The organism is Xylella fastidiosa, from assembly GCF_011801475.1.
Lineage (GTDB): Bacteria > Pseudomonadota > Gammaproteobacteria > Xanthomonadales > Xanthomonadaceae > Xylella > Xylella fastidiosa.
The window spans coordinates 1,910,278-1,924,370 of sequence record NZ_CP044352.1; the positions used below are offsets into that span (position 1 = coordinate 1,910,278).

Here is a 14,093-nt window from a genome sequence, read left to right on the forward strand (position 1 = left end):
GGATCAAAACGCCACAGCACTACCGGTATTGCGCAGCGCCATCTGGTGGTGTCTGTTGATGTCGGCGGCGGCTTGGCGACCGGCCAGGATCGGGTCGGCGGTGTGGATATCGATCTTTACTTCCTGTTGGGAATGCACGTTGGGCTGAGAACGGGCGGGCGTGGCGGCCTGAGCAGCGGCGTGACGCGCTGTCGTCTGGGCGGCCTGCACCTGTGCATTGACGCGCTGTGCCACGTCTTGGGTGTCACGACCGGCCTGCTTCAGTGTTGGAGCAATCGCTCGGAAAAAGCCTTTGATCCGCTCGGCCCCCTGGGCGATACGCCCGACGGTACGGTCCCACAGCGTCATGAGGGTGTCGAAGGCGCTGGTCAGGGCGGCGCTGATACGGCTGCCCATGGCGCTGAACACGGCCCGCAAGCGGTTTACGGCACTATCGGCGCTGGCGATGCTGTGGCTAAAGGCCAGCGCACAGGCGTCCTTGACGCTGGCCCAGGTGGTCTTGGCGGCGGCGGCAGCCTCTTGCAGCGTGTGTTGGATGGACCCAACCGCGGCATGGGTGGTGCGGGTGCACCAGTCCCAAGCGGTGCCCACCGCCTGCTTGATCTTGTCAAAGTGGGTATAGATCGCATAGGCCAACAGGGCCACGCTTGCAATCACTACTCCAATGGGGTTGGACAAAAACGCGACCCGCAACGCCAGCGCGGCAACCTGGAGCGCTTTCACCAACGGCCCCGCCAGCCACAGCGCCAGGGTGCGGCCTGCACCCAAAAGGCGGCCAATATGACTCACCACGTGACCGATGGCCAGTCCCGCTAAGAGGACGCCAAGGGCGTTGAGTGCGGGCGTAAGGTGTTCAATCACGGCCTTGGCGCGCTTGGCGTAGGCAATCAGTGGACCCCAGAAGGCACCGAGCAAGGACTCTCCGCCGTCCAGGTAGGTTATGAAGTCATCGACCAAGGCCACGAGGGCCACGATCCCCGCAATCAGCCAGGTGAGTGGGTTCAGTGCAAAGGCCCGGGCCAGCACCGCGCCCACGGCCAGCAGCGCCGCTTTCCAACCAATGGTTTGGTTCACCGCGCTGTTCACGGCACGGATGACGTTCCATACGGCGGTGCCCGCTGCAATGAGGATCTTGACGACTTTGCCGATGCCATCACGCAGTTGCTCTTTATTGGCAATCAACCAGTGTTTGGAGTGCTCAATCAGCCGGGTGAAGGCCGGTGCCACCCCAATGGCGATGTTGGTCCGTAACGCCCCCAGCACCACGCGCAGGCGTTCCATCGCATCGCCATACTCCAGCGCGGTATCGGCACCATCCGCGGTGATGACGCCTAGATCGTGTGCCTCTTGGAAGACGCTGTTTAACTCTTCACGACTCAGGCGCAGGGTTTGCAGCATCGTGGCATCCATGCCCAGGTTGGCTAGGATGGACTGCTGTTGTGGTGCCGACAAGCCACGGATTTTTTCTTGCACATCGCCCAGCATGTCGCCAACGGATTTAACGGAGCCATCGGCCTGTCGGGCCTGCAAGCCCAGCTTTTGGAACAGCATGGCCCCGCGCCCCACTCCATTGGCGGCTTCGCCTATTTTTTGGGACAAGGATTCAATAGAACGGGTCGAGGCCTCCACAGAGGAGCCATTCAAACGCGCCGCATAGCCCAGCTCCTGGAGCAAGGACAGGCTGGCTCCGGTGCGCTGGCTGGCACTGTTGAGGGCATTGAGTTCGCTTAAGGCGCTGCCGACAAAGCGATTCATTCCCGCCAGCGCCCCGCCCATGGCGGCGGCGGCCACCGTCACGAGGCCCGTAACGCGGGTCAGGCCGGTGCTAAAGGTGTTGAAGCCTGAGGTGTCAGCGACCGCGCCAAGGCGGATCAGGAATTCGTCGAGAATCATCGCAGGGGGTTAGTGCGTCATGCTGGAGGGCATCCCATTCCACCATCGCGGTGTGGAAGCTACATAAGTCACTGAGGCAGTACACGGTGCGCAGTTGGTCAAGATCGCAATAGCCGCGCATGATCGGTGCCCAGACAAACCAGTCGGTTACGGTTGCTCGGCGCTTGGCATGGGATTCAGCTCCTGAAAGGCCGCCATGCCGCCAGCGAAAAAATCGCTGTATTGATACTTGACTCCTTCCATCAAGACGCGCAGCAGATGGGTACGGCGGGTGTTGAAGTGCTCATTGAGCCGATCTGGGCTGAGCCGGTAGGTGGTGCCCTCGGGGGTCTTGATCGCGGTCTGTTCAAACACCAGGGCTTCTATCTCGGTCACCGCAGGGTCGCCCAGATGGCTCAGCAGCGTCCCCAGGGCAACGGAGGCGGCGCCTTGGGCGTTGGCCAATGCGTCTGCATCCATCCCCCGCAGTAGCACCCCGGCGCGTTTGAGTGATTGCCAGGCCGCCATCGCATTGGCCGGGGTCATGACGTAGGTGAGGCCCTGTATTTCAAAACGATGTTCATTGTTCATGCGTTGCCAAAGCCTTTTTCTAGAGTGATGTCCATCACTTCAAACACCAGTGTCCAGGTTTCTGGATTGTGTCCGGCGCCCCGGGTAAATCCTGGGGGGGGGTGAAATACCCTTGGGTGGCTGTCACCACGTCCTGATTCAACAGGTCACGGATATCCAGGGTGAAGGGGGTGAAGGACTGGATCGCGCCGCGTTGCTGCGCCAGTCGCCTGCTCAAAAAGGCGTTGTCGGCGCTGTGCTGTTTGATTTTCAAGGTTAAGGTGCCGGATCGATCCGCGTTGGCGACAAACACGCCCGTGCCGCTGGCCCCGATGGTGTAGGCACCGGCATCGGCATTGTGTTTGGCGTCGATGACGTCCGTGCCATCGGCCCAGTCTTTGATCTGGGTTCCATTGAGCAGCACCGACACTTGTTTGGGGTCGAAGACGGACATGGGATTCCTTTATCGGTCAAAGTGGATGATGACGTCCACCGCATGGATGGCACCGGCCAGCTTCACGGCGATCTGGATGGGCGGTGCCCGGCGTGCTTGGCGATCAGAGGTCGATAAGGTGTCCACTGAATCGGCCCAGACATAAAAACCAGCGTCCAGGTAATCGCCGGTGGCCAGCGCACCGAGGGCCTGCCCGTTCCAGAGGCCAGGGGCAAAGGCGCCGTTACGGACCCCTTCTTGGCAGACTTTTTTGCAGGCCGCGATCAGCAGGTGGGTGCCTGCATCCGTCAGCGGCACCTTCGTTGGGCTGCGATGCAGGACGGCAAACACTTCCTTTTGCACCGCATCCACCAGCCAATCCAGCAGATGGACTTCATCAAAGAAGCGCCCGCCAAGACAGGTGCCTTCGGCCACCATCGCCACATCATCAACGTAGGCGTAATAGTTGATGCCTAAACGCAGGCACTGGGCCACCTGGGTCTGTGTCAATTGATCTGCGGCCACGCCGGGCAGGTGCTTAAATTTCATGGTCAGGGCGGCGTTGTTGGCACTGAAGTTCACCGACAAGGCACGGGCCAACCACGAGATCACCGCGTAGGGGTCCGTGGTGTCGTACAGCACCACGGTGCGATCACACCCTGATGCGTTGAGCTGTCTGAACACATTGGTTTTTTTAAAGTCCAAATGCGCCGGATCACGGGTCGTCCATCCCATGATTTTTTTGTCTGCCGCTTGGATCCAGGTGGAGGCGGATCGGATCTGCGTGTCTGTCAATGTCTCATCGGCCACTGCGGCGGCATACCAGCCGGTGGTGAGTGCCTGCAAGGCCGCAAAGGCATCCGGTAATGTCTCGGCCTCAATGGTGTCAGCGTTGTTACCGATGTTCAGGCGGGCCTGATCGGCTTCAAGCTTCAGCCAGTGCCCGACATAGGTGCCAGAGGGACTGCGCTGCTGTGCATAGCCAATGGCGTTATTTCCTCCGGCCACGGCAGCATAGAGTTCAAAGCAGTCATTTAAGAATCGGCAATTCACTCCAAACTCATCCAGTGCCTTATTCAACACCGTCGCCACTTGGGAGAATGAGGTGGCCGTGGTGAAATTCAGCTTGGATAAGGTGACATCCACACCATAGATGCGGATGGAAAAACAGCCGTCATCCACGCCCTTGTACCACGTATCGGCCTGAGCAATCGGCCCGGAGGTGAGTGTCGTTGGGGAGGCGGCAATGTGTTGTTTAAATCGATTCCAGCGCGCCACCATGAGCTGTTTGGGGCGGGGGCTTTGTGCAAAAAAGCGACGTGTGGCGGCTGCGGTTTTGGAGTAGCTGCCAAAGGCGTGTTCCACCTGCTGCTGCGTGCTGGCATACATGAAGCGTGTTTTGGTATCGACAAACACGCTGCCCGCTTCGGGGGTGAACACGGCCAGCATCCCAAAGTCACGACGGGGTGCTGACTGGGGCTGTCCATTGAGTTGCACAGTGACAATGTTTGAAAGCGCTAGCGCCATTTACTGGGTCTCCGGTGCCGTCATGGTCACGCTGGCGATGTGACCGGTGCGGGTGTGAATATGGATGTCTGCGCTGTCCACAGCCGCCAGGGTGGTCACCACACGGTGGTGGTGGGTGATCTGTAATTCGATCCGGGCGCGGGCTTCATAGCCGCCGCCCACAATGGCGGTCAGGTCCTGGGGGGCGCTGACGGATACTAGGCCCGCCCGCAGTGCCCGCAGCCCCGCCATGCCTGCTTCGCAGGACAGGAACGCACGGGCCTGCAAGAGTTGGGCGTAGGCGTCGCCGCCATAGGCATTGACGCTGATCTGGTGTAGGTAGGTGCAGGTGATCACTTGCTGCGCTCCGTCAGTGTCGACACGCGCCGCCCCCAATGGGGTGCTGCTGACGCACTTCACCGTCACAAACGGTGCGGCTCCACAGGGGGCGGCTTGGTCGGCAGGGCGGACGGTTCCTTCAGGTAAGGCCAAAAGCATCCGCAGCAGGTTGCGCAGTCCCGTCATGTCGAACGGCGATACCGTGGTAGTAGCCATACTCGGACCAGTCAGAAAGCTGCACGATGCGCCAGGTGGTGTCCTGGTAGTGCACCAGATCACCGACGCATAGCGCGTGCTGGCTCATGATTTTTTTGGAGGGAAAATAGCGCTGCCCTTCTGGAAGCAATTGCAGGTCATCGGGTTTGACCGGATGCAGGATCGCTCGCACAGGGTGCGCAACGCTGGCCTGGATCCAGGTGCCATCGGCGCGATAGTGCCCGTGGTCACGGTGTACCGTGACGGTCTGGGCAAAGCGTGGATTGCCAAACAGCGCGCTAATCTTCAGCATCGCGCACCTCATAGGTGATCGACTGGAGCATCTGCCCGGTGTCAATCAGCGGGGCGCTGGAGCCTTTGCGCTGAATGGTCTGTTGCCTCAGCGGCGGTAAGTCCGCGTGACGAATCGTCGCCTTGACATCACCGGCGGCCACCGTCCCTAGCAGGTTCAGGGCGGTTTCTACGGTCATCGCATCACGCAGCACTGCGCGCAGGTGCTGCCTGTGCAGGGCCACATACTTGTCCTGATGTTCGCTGATGGAACGCCGCACCACCGAGCGTTCCGGAATGCCCCGCTCTGGTGCACCCAATTCATGCACCGCCAACAGTCCAGCCGAGCCGATCCCGTCTTCCGTCCGGGCGTTGTGCGCGGCAGGAATGCCCACCACCACAGCGCGCTCCCCCAGCGTCTGAAGCCGCTGCGCCAGGGCCTTCCACTTTTGGGGATCGGCGGGCCGAAGGATCGTGACCGCACTCATGGGGCGACCAAGGCCCCCAGGCCGATCATCCGACGCAGCGCCAGGTAACGTTGTCCATACACCGAGGTGGCTAGCCAAGCGTCACTGGCACTGTCAGAGGGCAGCGCCGCGTAGCTGATGTGCAGATCACCGGCCCGCTCGGACACTACCGCGCCTGTGGTGGCGGCGCTGTCGCCCAGCCCTGGGGTGGACCACACAAAATGGGCCGCCAGGCTCGCGATTCCTTGCGCATACGCCGCTCCCCATCGGGACGCGTCCAGCCAGGGATGGGCATCCTCCAGGGCCTGAGCCACCCGTTCCGGGGGCTGGGTGGCAAACTCCGGATAGCGTGCCAGGAACGTGTGAAGCGTCAGTGACTCGGACATCATCCCTTCCTTCCGGGTTTGCCAGATTTGACCGGCGTGCTGTCATGGCTGCCGGTCCCCGGAAGGACAGCCGCGCTCCCTTCACCAGAAACCTGCCCTTCACTGTTGGGTGGGCCCGCCCCCTCAGGGGGGCTGTGCGGCTGGAGCGGCTTCTCCTGCTGTTCCTCCCGCTGGACCGGCTCCTGCTGCTGCTCCACCAAATAGCCATTGTCAAACCACAGGCCAATGCCAGGGTGCTGCCGCAGCTGCTCCACGTGTGCGGCCTCCAGGGCCTGCGTGCGTCCGGCCTGGATCGTCACGCCATCCAGGGTGACATCACAGCTGCGGGTGTTCTTGAGCATGATCGTGGTCATGGTGCTGCGTTCTCCCAAAAAAAAGCGCCTCAGGGCGCTGGTGTCATGTGTGTGGCCTCAGACTCAAATGCCGTCGGCATACAGGGCGGACTTGGGATAACGGAACTCCACGCCGCTGTATTTGTATTCGCCTGGAATATCAAACGTCAGGCCCTTGGGTTGCGGGGGCAAAAACCGGATCGGCATGGGCAGATGCAGCACCAGCTTGGTGGGGTTCTTCGTATACAGCATGGCGCGGGTCGTGCCGCCTTCCCCTGCCGTCTCTAAGCCGTAGCCGGTGCGGACGGTCAGATCAAGGCCACGCTCAGCTTTGGCAATGTTGTTTTCCAGCACGTAATGCAGAATGGTTTTATCGCTGTTGTCACTGCGCGGGGTGGACACCAGATAGTTCATCACGCTACCAGGCAAGAGAACGGTATCGATCATCTCCACATAGTGGGTGTTCATCCAAGCGCTGGAGATCAGGGCGTTGAACAAGGCTAGCACCTGGGCGGGCGATTGACCGATCCAAGGTCCGGCGGTGTTCAACAGGACCGGCACGCCAGGATGGGTATACAGGCCGGTGAGTTCGTCCTCACCAAACAACGCCACATCGTTGATATGGCGCTCATAGGCATCCATCGCCGCATCGGCCCGCGCGGTGTTGAGGGGTTTACGCAGAAAGGCCGATTGGCGCAGTTCCTCGGTGGTGTAATCGTAGCCAATGGTGCCCAACACGACAGGCACGCTCTTTTGTGCGTAGGCCACATCGACCGTCGGAATATCTTCGCCCCGTCCAGAATGCCGCTTGCCCCGTCCGGAATAGTCATACATTTGATAGGTCACCGAGGTGGCGTACTCGCACGCTTCGGTGCTGATGGGCACCAAATCCCGGTACTGGATGCCTTGGCGCTGGCGGGCGTAGATCGTCGATTCAACATGGGTCAGTTGCGACACCAAAAACGCCAGCGCTTGGGTGGCATCACAGGTCTGATACCGTGCATCGGTCAGCAACATCGGGTTCAACGCATCGGCTATCTGACGGCGGCGTATGTCAATCATGTTCATGCAGGTCCCTTATTTAAGAATGCGGATTACGCCCAGCGCTCCGGGGGCGCTCGTGCTATCCCAGATGGCCTGGGGGTAGGGAATGGTGTCTGAAGCGATGGCGGCAGATCGGGCCGCGCCCCAGGCCCCCGTTCCCGCAATGCGGATAAACACCGGATCATCCGGGCGGCAGCCATCCTCGCAGATCACCCAGATGCGACCGATCTCCAACACCGGCACCATCGCATGGGGGGCATAGCGGACCTGTCCGGCCGCATCAGCCACCATCGTGACATGGCGGACACTGATCCCCAGGATGGCGGCATCTGCCCCATCGGGGGCTTTGCAGGTGGCGTCTTTGGGGCCGCGTGCCACAAATAAGCCAAAATCAATCGGGGTTTCTCCGGCGTTTTTGTAGTTGCACAGGCCGCTGGTGTTCAAGTCGATCACTTGCCCCGCAACGCCAAGATCAAGTAAGCGCCCACCATAGGTGGATAAGTCAATTCCGGACATGCGTGTTCCTTAGGGTGCTGAAGTGCTATAGGTGGCGTGGGTGAGCTGCTGGATATACGCCGCTCGCGGGTCCAGGTCGGCATCCGATGTCTTGACGATCTGACGCCGTAACGCCTCGTTCACCGCCTCAGCAGCCAGCCCTGCCGAAGCCGTCACCGGCGCGGACGCCAGAACGTTAAACGCCAGGTCCACCGCCGTCTGCGCGGCATCGGCCACACGGACCCCGTGCAGTAAGGTGTCAATCATGGCCGAATACGTGGGGTGGAGACGGCTGACCACTTCACGGCGGATTGCGCTGCACGGCTTGCCGTCGGTCACCAGGCCCGGCACCAGCCGCCGCGCATCGCCGATCTGTCGTGACATGGCTTCAATCGCTTGATCCCGCTGTTGCGGGTCTTCGTCCGCAGCGCGGGCCGCTTCCAGCGCCGCCAATTGCTTGGACAGGTCCGCTATGTTGGCCACCAGCTGTTCCTTGGTCAGCGCTTGGCCGCTGTCCAGTTTGATGGGGGCCTGGGCGGCGTGCAGATCCTCTTCCAGGGCATCCACTTTCTCGGTGGCCGTCTTGAGTTTGGCCGCCAGGTGTTCAACCGCGCTGGCCTCGGTCTCTTCAAGCTCCAGGCTGATACCGTCAACACTAATGCGGCGTTTGGTCATGGGGTGTTCTCCAAAGGGTGGGGGTAAGGCAATGTCACGATCGGCCACGCGGCACTGGGGTCCAGCACGGCCCGCGGCAACGGTGGCAATGTGGTTGCCACGGATCCGGATCTGTTTGACGTCGTAAGGTTCTCCCTCAGCCGTCAGGCCCGGGGTCCAGTCGTACTCAGCGCTGTAGCCGCCGGAGAGTTCTTGTTTTCCAGCTTCAATCTTTTCGATGGTCGCCTCATCGGTAATGGTGAGATCGGCCACCAGATACTCCCCTTCGCGCCGTGGATTGCGGGCAAAGCCCACCGCATGGGCGCGCCAGTTCTCGGCGGTCACCTCCTCATCCGGATGCTCATCGGTGATCGGGCGACCATCAAAGCTGGCGATAGCCTCAGCAGCAAACACTTCTTCAGGCGGTCGGTAGACGCGAATCACCCGCTGGGGATCCGCATCGCTTACCCCCAGTTCGTGGGCGGCATAGTGCTGTATGCCGGTGCGCGCAAATCGGGCAGGTACGATCAGATACCCTTCCGGCGTCTTGCGACGTTGGGTCAGTTGGACATCTAGGGTGATCATCAAGGGCCTTCCAGCGTCACGTTCGGAATCGCCACACAGCGGCAGTTGTAGTCCTGTCCCGGATGCCCCGTCGCGGGGGGATCGCTCCATCGAAAGACGGTGCCATCATGGGCGGCATGATCCTCACGCACCCGTTCATCTCCTGAGGTCTGCCAGGTGTAGCTTTCAATCCCCAACCCCACTTGCCGGATTTCATTGAATGCGGCATTCATTTTTGATGTCTGATCCCGTGCAATGAATGTGGCCCGTGATGCCGTGGCATCGGTGATTTGTTCAATCTCCTTGGCAACATCTTTGGCGCGTCTGCCCTGCATGACGCCTTGCAACACGGCCGTACCGATCTTGTCGAAATACTGTCGCTGAATGGAGGTAATCAACTGGACATTGACGGCACGGGCCGCGTGTATCTGCGTGCGCACCTGCTGGGCCAGCATCAATGACGTGATGTCGATGCCGAAGGCGGTACGCACGGCGCTGCCAATCGTCTGTACGACCTGACGGTCCACACGCTGCACCTGCTGGGCGGCCATCCGCTCGGCCCATTGAGGCAAGCCACCACAGCGCAACGCCGCCCGCAGCAAGGCCGCTTCAATGGCCTGCATGAACTGGGAGGCCAGATAGCCTTGTGGGGCGTTGCCGTCAGGCGCATCACGTGTCATGTGGGGCTGCGATGCGTTGAGCACCGGCAGCACCTCCTCCCGCACTGCTTGGTGCAGCACCCGCACCAAGGCCAGCAGTTCGTTCCTATACATCGCCTCAGCGTGGCGGCTGGGTCGCGGCGGGCGTAACTGCCGCTTCTTGACCCGGCGTCCCTGCAAGCGCAGTAGCTCCGGTAATGTCAACATCTGGAACCTACATTCCGTGGGCCGACAAAGATATCCTTGCGCTCATACAAAGTTTTGTATCATGGCGCATGGAAGGGGCCAAACCGATTGAATTCAGAGGCAGTGCTCTTGACGATTTACGCACTTTTCCAGTGAGCGTAAGACGTGAGGCCGGGTACCAGCTTCACCAAGTGCAAAACGGACGCGACGCTGACGACTGGAAGCCCATGCCTACGGTAGGGCGTGGAGTCCGCGAGATTCGCATCCGTGACGCAGACGGCGCTTTCCGCGTTATCTACGTCGCCACGCTGCCCGAGGCTGTCTATGTGTTGCATTGCTTCCAAAAGAAAACTGAGAAAACCACCAAAGGCGATCTTGATGTAGCGGCTAAACGCTACCGTGATCTGTTTAATGAGGTAGGACAATGAGCAACGAGCGATTCACAAGTGTGTGGGATGCCATTGAGGACACTCCCGAAGCCGCCGAAAACATGAAGTTACGTTCCGCACTCATGATGGCCCTGAAACAACACATCGAAACGGCTGCGCTGAGTCAGTCTCAAGCCGCTACGCTGTTCGGTGTCACGCAGCCTCGCGTGTCAGATTTAATGCGCGGCAAAATCAACCTGTTCGGCTTGGATGCACTGGTCAACATGGCTGCGGCGGCTGGGATGCATGTGGAAATGCGCGTACTGAAAGCGGCGTGAGTGCTTCGCCGGTTTTTTATCTGACCATTGCATGATTCCAATCGCAGCCTATGTATTGGAAGCCGATGCTGTCGTTTCCACCAATGGCCACACATCTGGAGGCTCCATCGCCTGAGACAGTTCCGCCGCCAGCGTCACATCGCGTTCGGTGATCTTTGAATAAGTTTTTTGTTCCAGCAGCTCAGCACAGGGCACGTCTGGACCGATCACACCATGCGCCAGGTAAATCTGATCACGCTCGGCGCGCAGCTTCTCAATGCTTGCCTGTTCTGTCTGGCTCATCTGCCATAGCGAATTGAACTGGATCTCCAGATCATGAGGACACTCCCCCACAGAGGCCCGAAACAGCACCTCATACAACACCCTCAGCACAGGCCGCAGCTCATCCTCCTGCTGCGCCTTGATGCGGTCGTAATAATTGCGAATATCACTGTCACCGGTGGCGTTCATGCCTTGGGGGGACTGACCAAACAACCGGGTTGCCGGAATATCCGCCGCCCCTGAAATATCCATCATGAATTGCTCAATCACATCCTTCACACCCGCAAAGTGATTGGTTTTTTGGGTGTATTCATCCTTAGCATCCAGCAGCAGCATCCGATTGAATGATTTCATCATGGCCGCTAACTGAAAGCGCTTGTGTACCTCTTGCGTCCCTTGGTCTGAGGCGAGCGTGTCGCTGAGTCCAGAGATCCGCAATACATCCACCACCGCCTCAAAAAACATCGACGCCGTGCCCTGGGTCGCGGTGTCATAGCGGCTGAGCGCGTTATACATGGCCTGCAATACCGAGTCATGCCAGTAGCCGTTCCCCCTGAATGCCTCCCAGGGCAGTTCCGCCCCAGAAAAAGCAATCATCCGTGAATGGTCCACCCGCTCCACCGATCCGGCAATCTGATAACAGCGCGGTTGCCCGTAGGTCTCACTCAAGGGGTCCTGGTCCATCTGACCACTGCCCAGCGCCACCCGCCAGCGATCCAACACCGTCAGCGATAGCCTGGTCCCCGGCATGACCGAGGCCGGATCAAACGGCAAGCACGGGTCTTGCCCATGCACATTGATAAACAGCACCGCACCCCCGTACAACCGGGCCCAGGCCAGCGCATCACGTACCTTGGCGCGCACGTTCAACACCTGTTCCAGACGATGCATCGGCTCCAGCGCATCGGCGTGCAGCGCCGTATTCAACGTGACCCATTCCCGCGTCATGTCGGTGGCCGGAATATCCACCACCTTGCGCGCCAGCCAATTGGTCCGGTACATCGCCTCCAGTTCGACACGATCAATCACCCGGGGCAGCAGGTACCGCCCATAGCTCATCTTGTCGCGCTGATCGCCCAATCCGGCCACCAGGTTCTGCAAGGTGTCCACGACATGCTGAGGCGCCGCACCGGATCTGGCCCGCGCGGCGCGCTTGTTGCGATTGCGGCCACTCACACCCAGCGACTCCAATCACTTGCCGGATTGGCCAGCAGATCATTAATCGCATCCACCATCGGATCAATCTGATCATCGTGCGCATGCGTGCCATCGGCGCTGAACGCTTCACACTCAGCCACAAAATCCTTCACCCACCCCGCCTGCTCTGGAATCACCACCCATCCCGCATCGATGTAGGACACCACATCCATCACCCGCGTGAGCTTGTCGGTGACACGTGCAATGCCCGTGACTGGAATACGCCCCTGACCAGCCCCACCTCTGGCGATGTCCTGAATTAAGCCCGTGCCGCTAGATTTGTCCTCAATCTTCATCTGACGGATCGGCGCTGAAACCTTATGGTCGTAGGCGCGATGCGCATTCCAAAAATCAATCGCCCGCCGCTTGAGTTCCGGCGCTTCCCACTTGCCGCGAATCATGTCCAACAGATACAGACGCTTGTCCTCTCCCAACCCCCACAGTTGGAAGACGCTGTAATCATTGCGCTCAGCCGTCTTCTGCGCCGTATCGCCATACACCGTGCGCGAGAGAATGCGCGGCAGCACCGTATAGCGCCCAAATTGATCCCCTTTGATGATCCCACCGCCCAGCGGACTGGGCCGCTGCTGATATTGACCACTGAACACATAACGATCCGTGGCTTCCAACGCCAGCAACTCGGCTAACGGTTCTTTGTACGGCCAGTAGCTGTAGCGTCCGTCCTGGTCCTGCACATCACGCACCACCTGCCCTTGCACCTGCTCCGGCAAACCGGACACGTAGGCATCATCAATCAATGCAGGAATCTCAATACACTCCCACGCCCCCGGGAATCCCCCAGACTGGATGAACCCCGTCGGATCGTCCTGCGCCAACCGTTGCATGATCACAATAATTGGTGTGTCCGGACTGGCTTTACGACTCTTCACCGTGGACACCAGCTTACGGTTGGCCTTACTGCGTCCGGTCTTGCTGTAGGCATCTTCCACCTTCAGCGGATCATCAATAATGATCGCCCCCTGCCATCCCGGGGCCATGTGTCCGGCACGAAACCCCGTCACCTGTCCCCCCAGACTCACCGCATACACCCCACCGGCTTTCTTGCCATCCACCACCACATTCCAACGCTTCTTGGACTTGGCATCATCGGCAATCTCCAACGGCCACAACGCACGATACTCATCAGACTGCACAATCTCCCGCGCCGTCTCTGAATTCAGCAGCGCCAAATCATCCGAATAACTAATATGCAAAAACCGCGCATACGGATTCAGCGCCAACCCACGCGCCATCAAATTAATCGCCACAAGCTCCGTTTTCGACGACCCAGGAGGCACGTTAATCACCACATCCTTGCGCCGCCCTGCAATCACATCATCCACCACCCCAGCAATCACCTGATGGTGCCAATTCACCCTAAACCGCAGTTGCTGACGCTGTTTGAAAAAATACCGCGTGAAAAATAAATGATCTGCTTCGCACCTAGCCTTGATCACCGCTTGATCAATGGCCTGTTCAGTACTCAGCCTCAAGCCGCTTGAGGGCCGAGGCGATTTATTTTTCATCGACTAACGCCAATCCAACCTTCTGTTCAATCGCCTCCCCATCGCGACCGGACACCTCAACGCGTTGCGTGTCTTTCCAGCCAGCTCGCGTCCTCAGCCAAAAGATGATGGCTGTAATATTCGGATTGGTGCTATGCGTGGCTAACCGGAACAAACTTTTAGCCACCTTTGCATTGGCTTGGATATGCCCAGTATCTAACTCCACGCGGTAGTGCTTGCGCAGCGTCGGCGCACTGATTTGCATCAACAAGGCAATCTCCGCATGCGGTATGCCAAACGACGTCAATTGTTTCGCCAGCAAGCGACTCTTATCCGTTGGCACATGTGACTTTCTTCCCGTCTCTGCCATCAACGATCTCTTTAGGAGAAATAAAACATCCGCGTTTTTTTCGTTTCATCGCCCTTCTTTT

19 protein-coding genes are annotated in these 14,093 nt (G+C 59.5%); 2 read left to right on the top strand and 17 right to left on the bottom strand.

Going from position 1 to position 14,093, the window contains the following annotated elements:
* Positions 1-3: 3 nt before the first annotated feature.
* From F7G16_RS08600 to F7G16_RS08665, 14 genes are all read right to left on the bottom strand, one after another.
* Positions 4-1,893: a phage tail tape measure protein gene (locus F7G16_RS08600; protein WP_011097989.1), complete on the bottom strand. Its 1,890-nt coding sequence runs from the start codon at positions 1,891-1,893 to the stop codon at positions 4-6.
* Positions 1,850-2,014, bottom strand: a complete 165-nt coding sequence (locus F7G16_RS08605; protein WP_162849007.1) for a hypothetical protein — start codon at positions 2,012-2,014, stop codon at positions 1,850-1,852. The genes F7G16_RS08600 and F7G16_RS08605 overlap by 44 nt, the downstream gene beginning before the upstream one ends.
* 26 nt (positions 2,015-2,040) lie before the next feature.
* Complete coding sequence (locus F7G16_RS08610) at positions 2,041-2,463, bottom strand: phage tail assembly chaperone (protein ID WP_012382587.1); 423 nt, start codon at positions 2,461-2,463, stop codon at positions 2,041-2,043.
* 34 nt (positions 2,464-2,497) lie between these two features.
* Positions 2,498-2,896 carry a phage structural protein gene (locus F7G16_RS08615; protein WP_241558753.1) on the bottom strand — a complete coding sequence of 133 codons (399 nt, stop codon included), beginning with the start codon at positions 2,894-2,896 and terminating at the stop codon, positions 2,498-2,500.
* Positions 2,897-2,905: 9 nt separating this feature from the next.
* Positions 2,906-4,402 carry a DUF3383 domain-containing protein gene (locus F7G16_RS08620; protein WP_038232978.1) on the bottom strand — a complete coding sequence of 499 codons (1,497 nt, stop codon included), beginning with the start codon at positions 4,400-4,402 and terminating at the stop codon, positions 2,906-2,908.
* Positions 4,403-4,936, bottom strand: coding sequence for a phage neck terminator protein (locus F7G16_RS08625; RefSeq protein ID WP_004090297.1), 534 nt, complete (start codon positions 4,934-4,936; stop codon positions 4,403-4,405).
* Positions 4,860-5,240 (bottom strand): hypothetical protein, encoded by a 381-nt coding sequence (locus tag F7G16_RS08630; protein WP_174851815.1) that lies wholly within the window; start codon positions 5,238-5,240, stop codon positions 4,860-4,862. The genes F7G16_RS08625 and F7G16_RS08630 overlap by 77 nt, the downstream gene beginning before the upstream one ends.
* Positions 5,215-5,694: a phage virion morphogenesis protein gene (locus tag F7G16_RS08635; protein ID WP_004090295.1), complete on the bottom strand. Its 480-nt coding sequence runs from the start codon at positions 5,692-5,694 to the stop codon at positions 5,215-5,217. Before F7G16_RS08635 ends, F7G16_RS08630 begins: the two co-directional genes overlap by 26 nt.
* Positions 5,691-6,059, bottom strand: a complete 369-nt coding sequence (locus F7G16_RS08640; RefSeq protein WP_004090294.1) for a DUF4054 domain-containing protein — start codon at positions 6,057-6,059, stop codon at positions 5,691-5,693. Before F7G16_RS08640 ends, F7G16_RS08635 begins: the two co-directional genes overlap by 4 nt.
* Complete coding sequence (locus F7G16_RS08645; RefSeq protein ID WP_011097882.1) at positions 6,059-6,412, bottom strand: hypothetical protein; 354 nt, start codon at positions 6,410-6,412, stop codon at positions 6,059-6,061. Before F7G16_RS08645 ends, F7G16_RS08640 begins: the two co-directional genes overlap by 1 nt.
* Before the next feature lie 63 nt (positions 6,413-6,475).
* On the bottom strand, positions 6,476-7,459 hold the full coding sequence (locus tag F7G16_RS08650; RefSeq protein WP_004090291.1) for a DUF2184 domain-containing protein: 984 nt from the start codon (positions 7,457-7,459) through the stop codon (positions 6,476-6,478).
* Positions 7,460-7,468: 9 nt separating this feature from the next.
* Positions 7,469-7,951, bottom strand: coding sequence for a structural cement protein Gp24 (locus F7G16_RS08655; protein WP_004090290.1), 483 nt, complete (start codon positions 7,949-7,951; stop codon positions 7,469-7,471).
* 9 nt (positions 7,952-7,960) lie between these two features.
* Positions 7,961-9,169, bottom strand: coding sequence for a DUF2213 domain-containing protein (locus F7G16_RS08660; protein ID WP_004090289.1), 1,209 nt, complete (start codon positions 9,167-9,169; stop codon positions 7,961-7,963).
* Positions 9,169-10,014, bottom strand: coding sequence for a phage head morphogenesis protein (locus F7G16_RS08665; RefSeq protein WP_004090288.1), 846 nt, complete (start codon positions 10,012-10,014; stop codon positions 9,169-9,171). Before F7G16_RS08665 ends, F7G16_RS08660 begins: the two co-directional genes overlap by 1 nt.
* Before the next feature lie 68 nt (positions 10,015-10,082).
* Between F7G16_RS08665 and F7G16_RS08670 the strand changes: the two genes are divergently transcribed.
* Together F7G16_RS08670 and F7G16_RS08675 are read left to right on the top strand one after the other, a co-directional pair.
* Positions 10,083-10,421 carry a type II toxin-antitoxin system RelE/ParE family toxin gene (locus F7G16_RS08670; RefSeq protein ID WP_011097884.1) on the top strand — a complete coding sequence of 113 codons (339 nt, stop codon included), beginning with the start codon at positions 10,083-10,085 and terminating at the stop codon, positions 10,419-10,421.
* Positions 10,418-10,699 carry a helix-turn-helix domain-containing protein gene (locus F7G16_RS08675; protein WP_004090283.1) on the top strand — a complete coding sequence of 94 codons (282 nt, stop codon included), beginning with the start codon at positions 10,418-10,420 and terminating at the stop codon, positions 10,697-10,699. The genes F7G16_RS08670 and F7G16_RS08675 overlap by 4 nt, the downstream gene beginning before the upstream one ends.
* A gap of 48 nt (positions 10,700-10,747) precedes the next feature.
* On the opposite strand, the gene F7G16_RS08680 is transcribed toward F7G16_RS08675, so the two are convergent.
* The 3 genes from F7G16_RS08680 to F7G16_RS08690 are packed head-to-tail and all read right to left on the bottom strand — an operon-like array spanning position 10,748 to position 14,032.
* The gene (locus F7G16_RS08680) at positions 10,748-12,136 is read right to left on the bottom strand and encodes a DUF1073 domain-containing protein (RefSeq protein WP_178086806.1); all 1,389 of its coding nucleotides are present in this window, start codon (positions 12,134-12,136) and stop codon (positions 10,748-10,750) included.
* Positions 12,133-13,683, bottom strand: coding sequence for a phage terminase large subunit (gene terL / locus F7G16_RS08685; RefSeq protein WP_004090279.1), 1,551 nt, complete (start codon positions 13,681-13,683; stop codon positions 12,133-12,135). The genes F7G16_RS08680 and terL overlap by 4 nt, the downstream gene beginning before the upstream one ends.
* Entirely contained in the window at positions 13,673-14,032 is a 360-nt protein-coding gene (locus F7G16_RS08690; protein WP_004090276.1) for a hypothetical protein, read from the bottom strand. The genes terL and F7G16_RS08690 overlap by 11 nt, the downstream gene beginning before the upstream one ends.
* Between the last annotated feature and the right edge of the window lie 61 nt (positions 14,033-14,093).

Coding starts and splice junctions, on each gene's coding strand:
- F7G16_RS08600 (WP_011097989.1), bottom strand. CDS start 1,893: ATGATTCTCGACGAATTCCTGATCCGCCTTGGCGCGGTCGCTGACACC.
- F7G16_RS08605 (WP_162849007.1), bottom strand. CDS start 2,014: ATGCGCGGCTATTGCGATCTTGACCAACTGCGCACCGTGTACTGCCTC.
- F7G16_RS08610 (WP_012382587.1), bottom strand. CDS start 2,463: ATGAACAATGAACATCGTTTTGAAATACAGGGCCTCACCTACGTCATG.
- F7G16_RS08615 (WP_241558753.1), bottom strand. CDS start 2,896: ATGTCCGTCTTCGACCCCAAACAAGTGTCGGTGCTGCTCAATGGAACC.
- F7G16_RS08620 (WP_038232978.1), bottom strand. CDS start 4,402: ATGGCGCTAGCGCTTTCAAACATTGTCACTGTGCAACTCAATGGACAG.
- F7G16_RS08625 (WP_004090297.1), bottom strand. CDS start 4,936: ATGGCTACTACCACGGTATCGCCGTTCGACATGACGGGACTGCGCAAC.
- F7G16_RS08630 (WP_174851815.1), bottom strand. CDS start 5,240: ATGAGGTGCGCGATGCTGAAGATTAGCGCGCTGTTTGGCAATCCACGC.
- F7G16_RS08635 (WP_004090295.1), bottom strand. CDS start 5,694: ATGAGTGCGGTCACGATCCTTCGGCCCGCCGATCCCCAAAAGTGGAAG.
- F7G16_RS08640 (WP_004090294.1), bottom strand. CDS start 6,059: ATGTCCGAGTCACTGACGCTTCACACGTTCCTGGCACGCTATCCGGAG.
- F7G16_RS08645 (WP_011097882.1), bottom strand. CDS start 6,412: ATGACCACGATCATGCTCAAGAACACCCGCAGCTGTGATGTCACCCTG.
- F7G16_RS08650 (WP_004090291.1), bottom strand. CDS start 7,459: ATGAACATGATTGACATACGCCGCCGTCAGATAGCCGATGCGTTGAAC.
- F7G16_RS08655 (WP_004090290.1), bottom strand. CDS start 7,951: ATGTCCGGAATTGACTTATCCACCTATGGTGGGCGCTTACTTGATCTT.
- F7G16_RS08660 (WP_004090289.1), bottom strand. CDS start 9,169: ATGATCACCCTAGATGTCCAACTGACCCAACGTCGCAAGACGCCGGAA.
- F7G16_RS08665 (WP_004090288.1), bottom strand. CDS start 10,014: ATGTTGACATTACCGGAGCTACTGCGCTTGCAGGGACGCCGGGTCAAG.
- F7G16_RS08670 (WP_011097884.1), top strand. CDS start 10,083: ATGGAAGGGGCCAAACCGATTGAATTCAGAGGCAGTGCTCTTGACGAT.
- F7G16_RS08675 (WP_004090283.1), top strand. CDS start 10,418: ATGAGCAACGAGCGATTCACAAGTGTGTGGGATGCCATTGAGGACACT.
- terL (WP_004090279.1), bottom strand. CDS start 13,683: ATGAAAAATAAATCGCCTCGGCCCTCAAGCGGCTTGAGGCTGAGTACT.
- F7G16_RS08690 (WP_004090276.1), bottom strand. CDS start 14,032: ATGGCAGAGACGGGAAGAAAGTCACATGTGCCAACGGATAAGAGTCGC.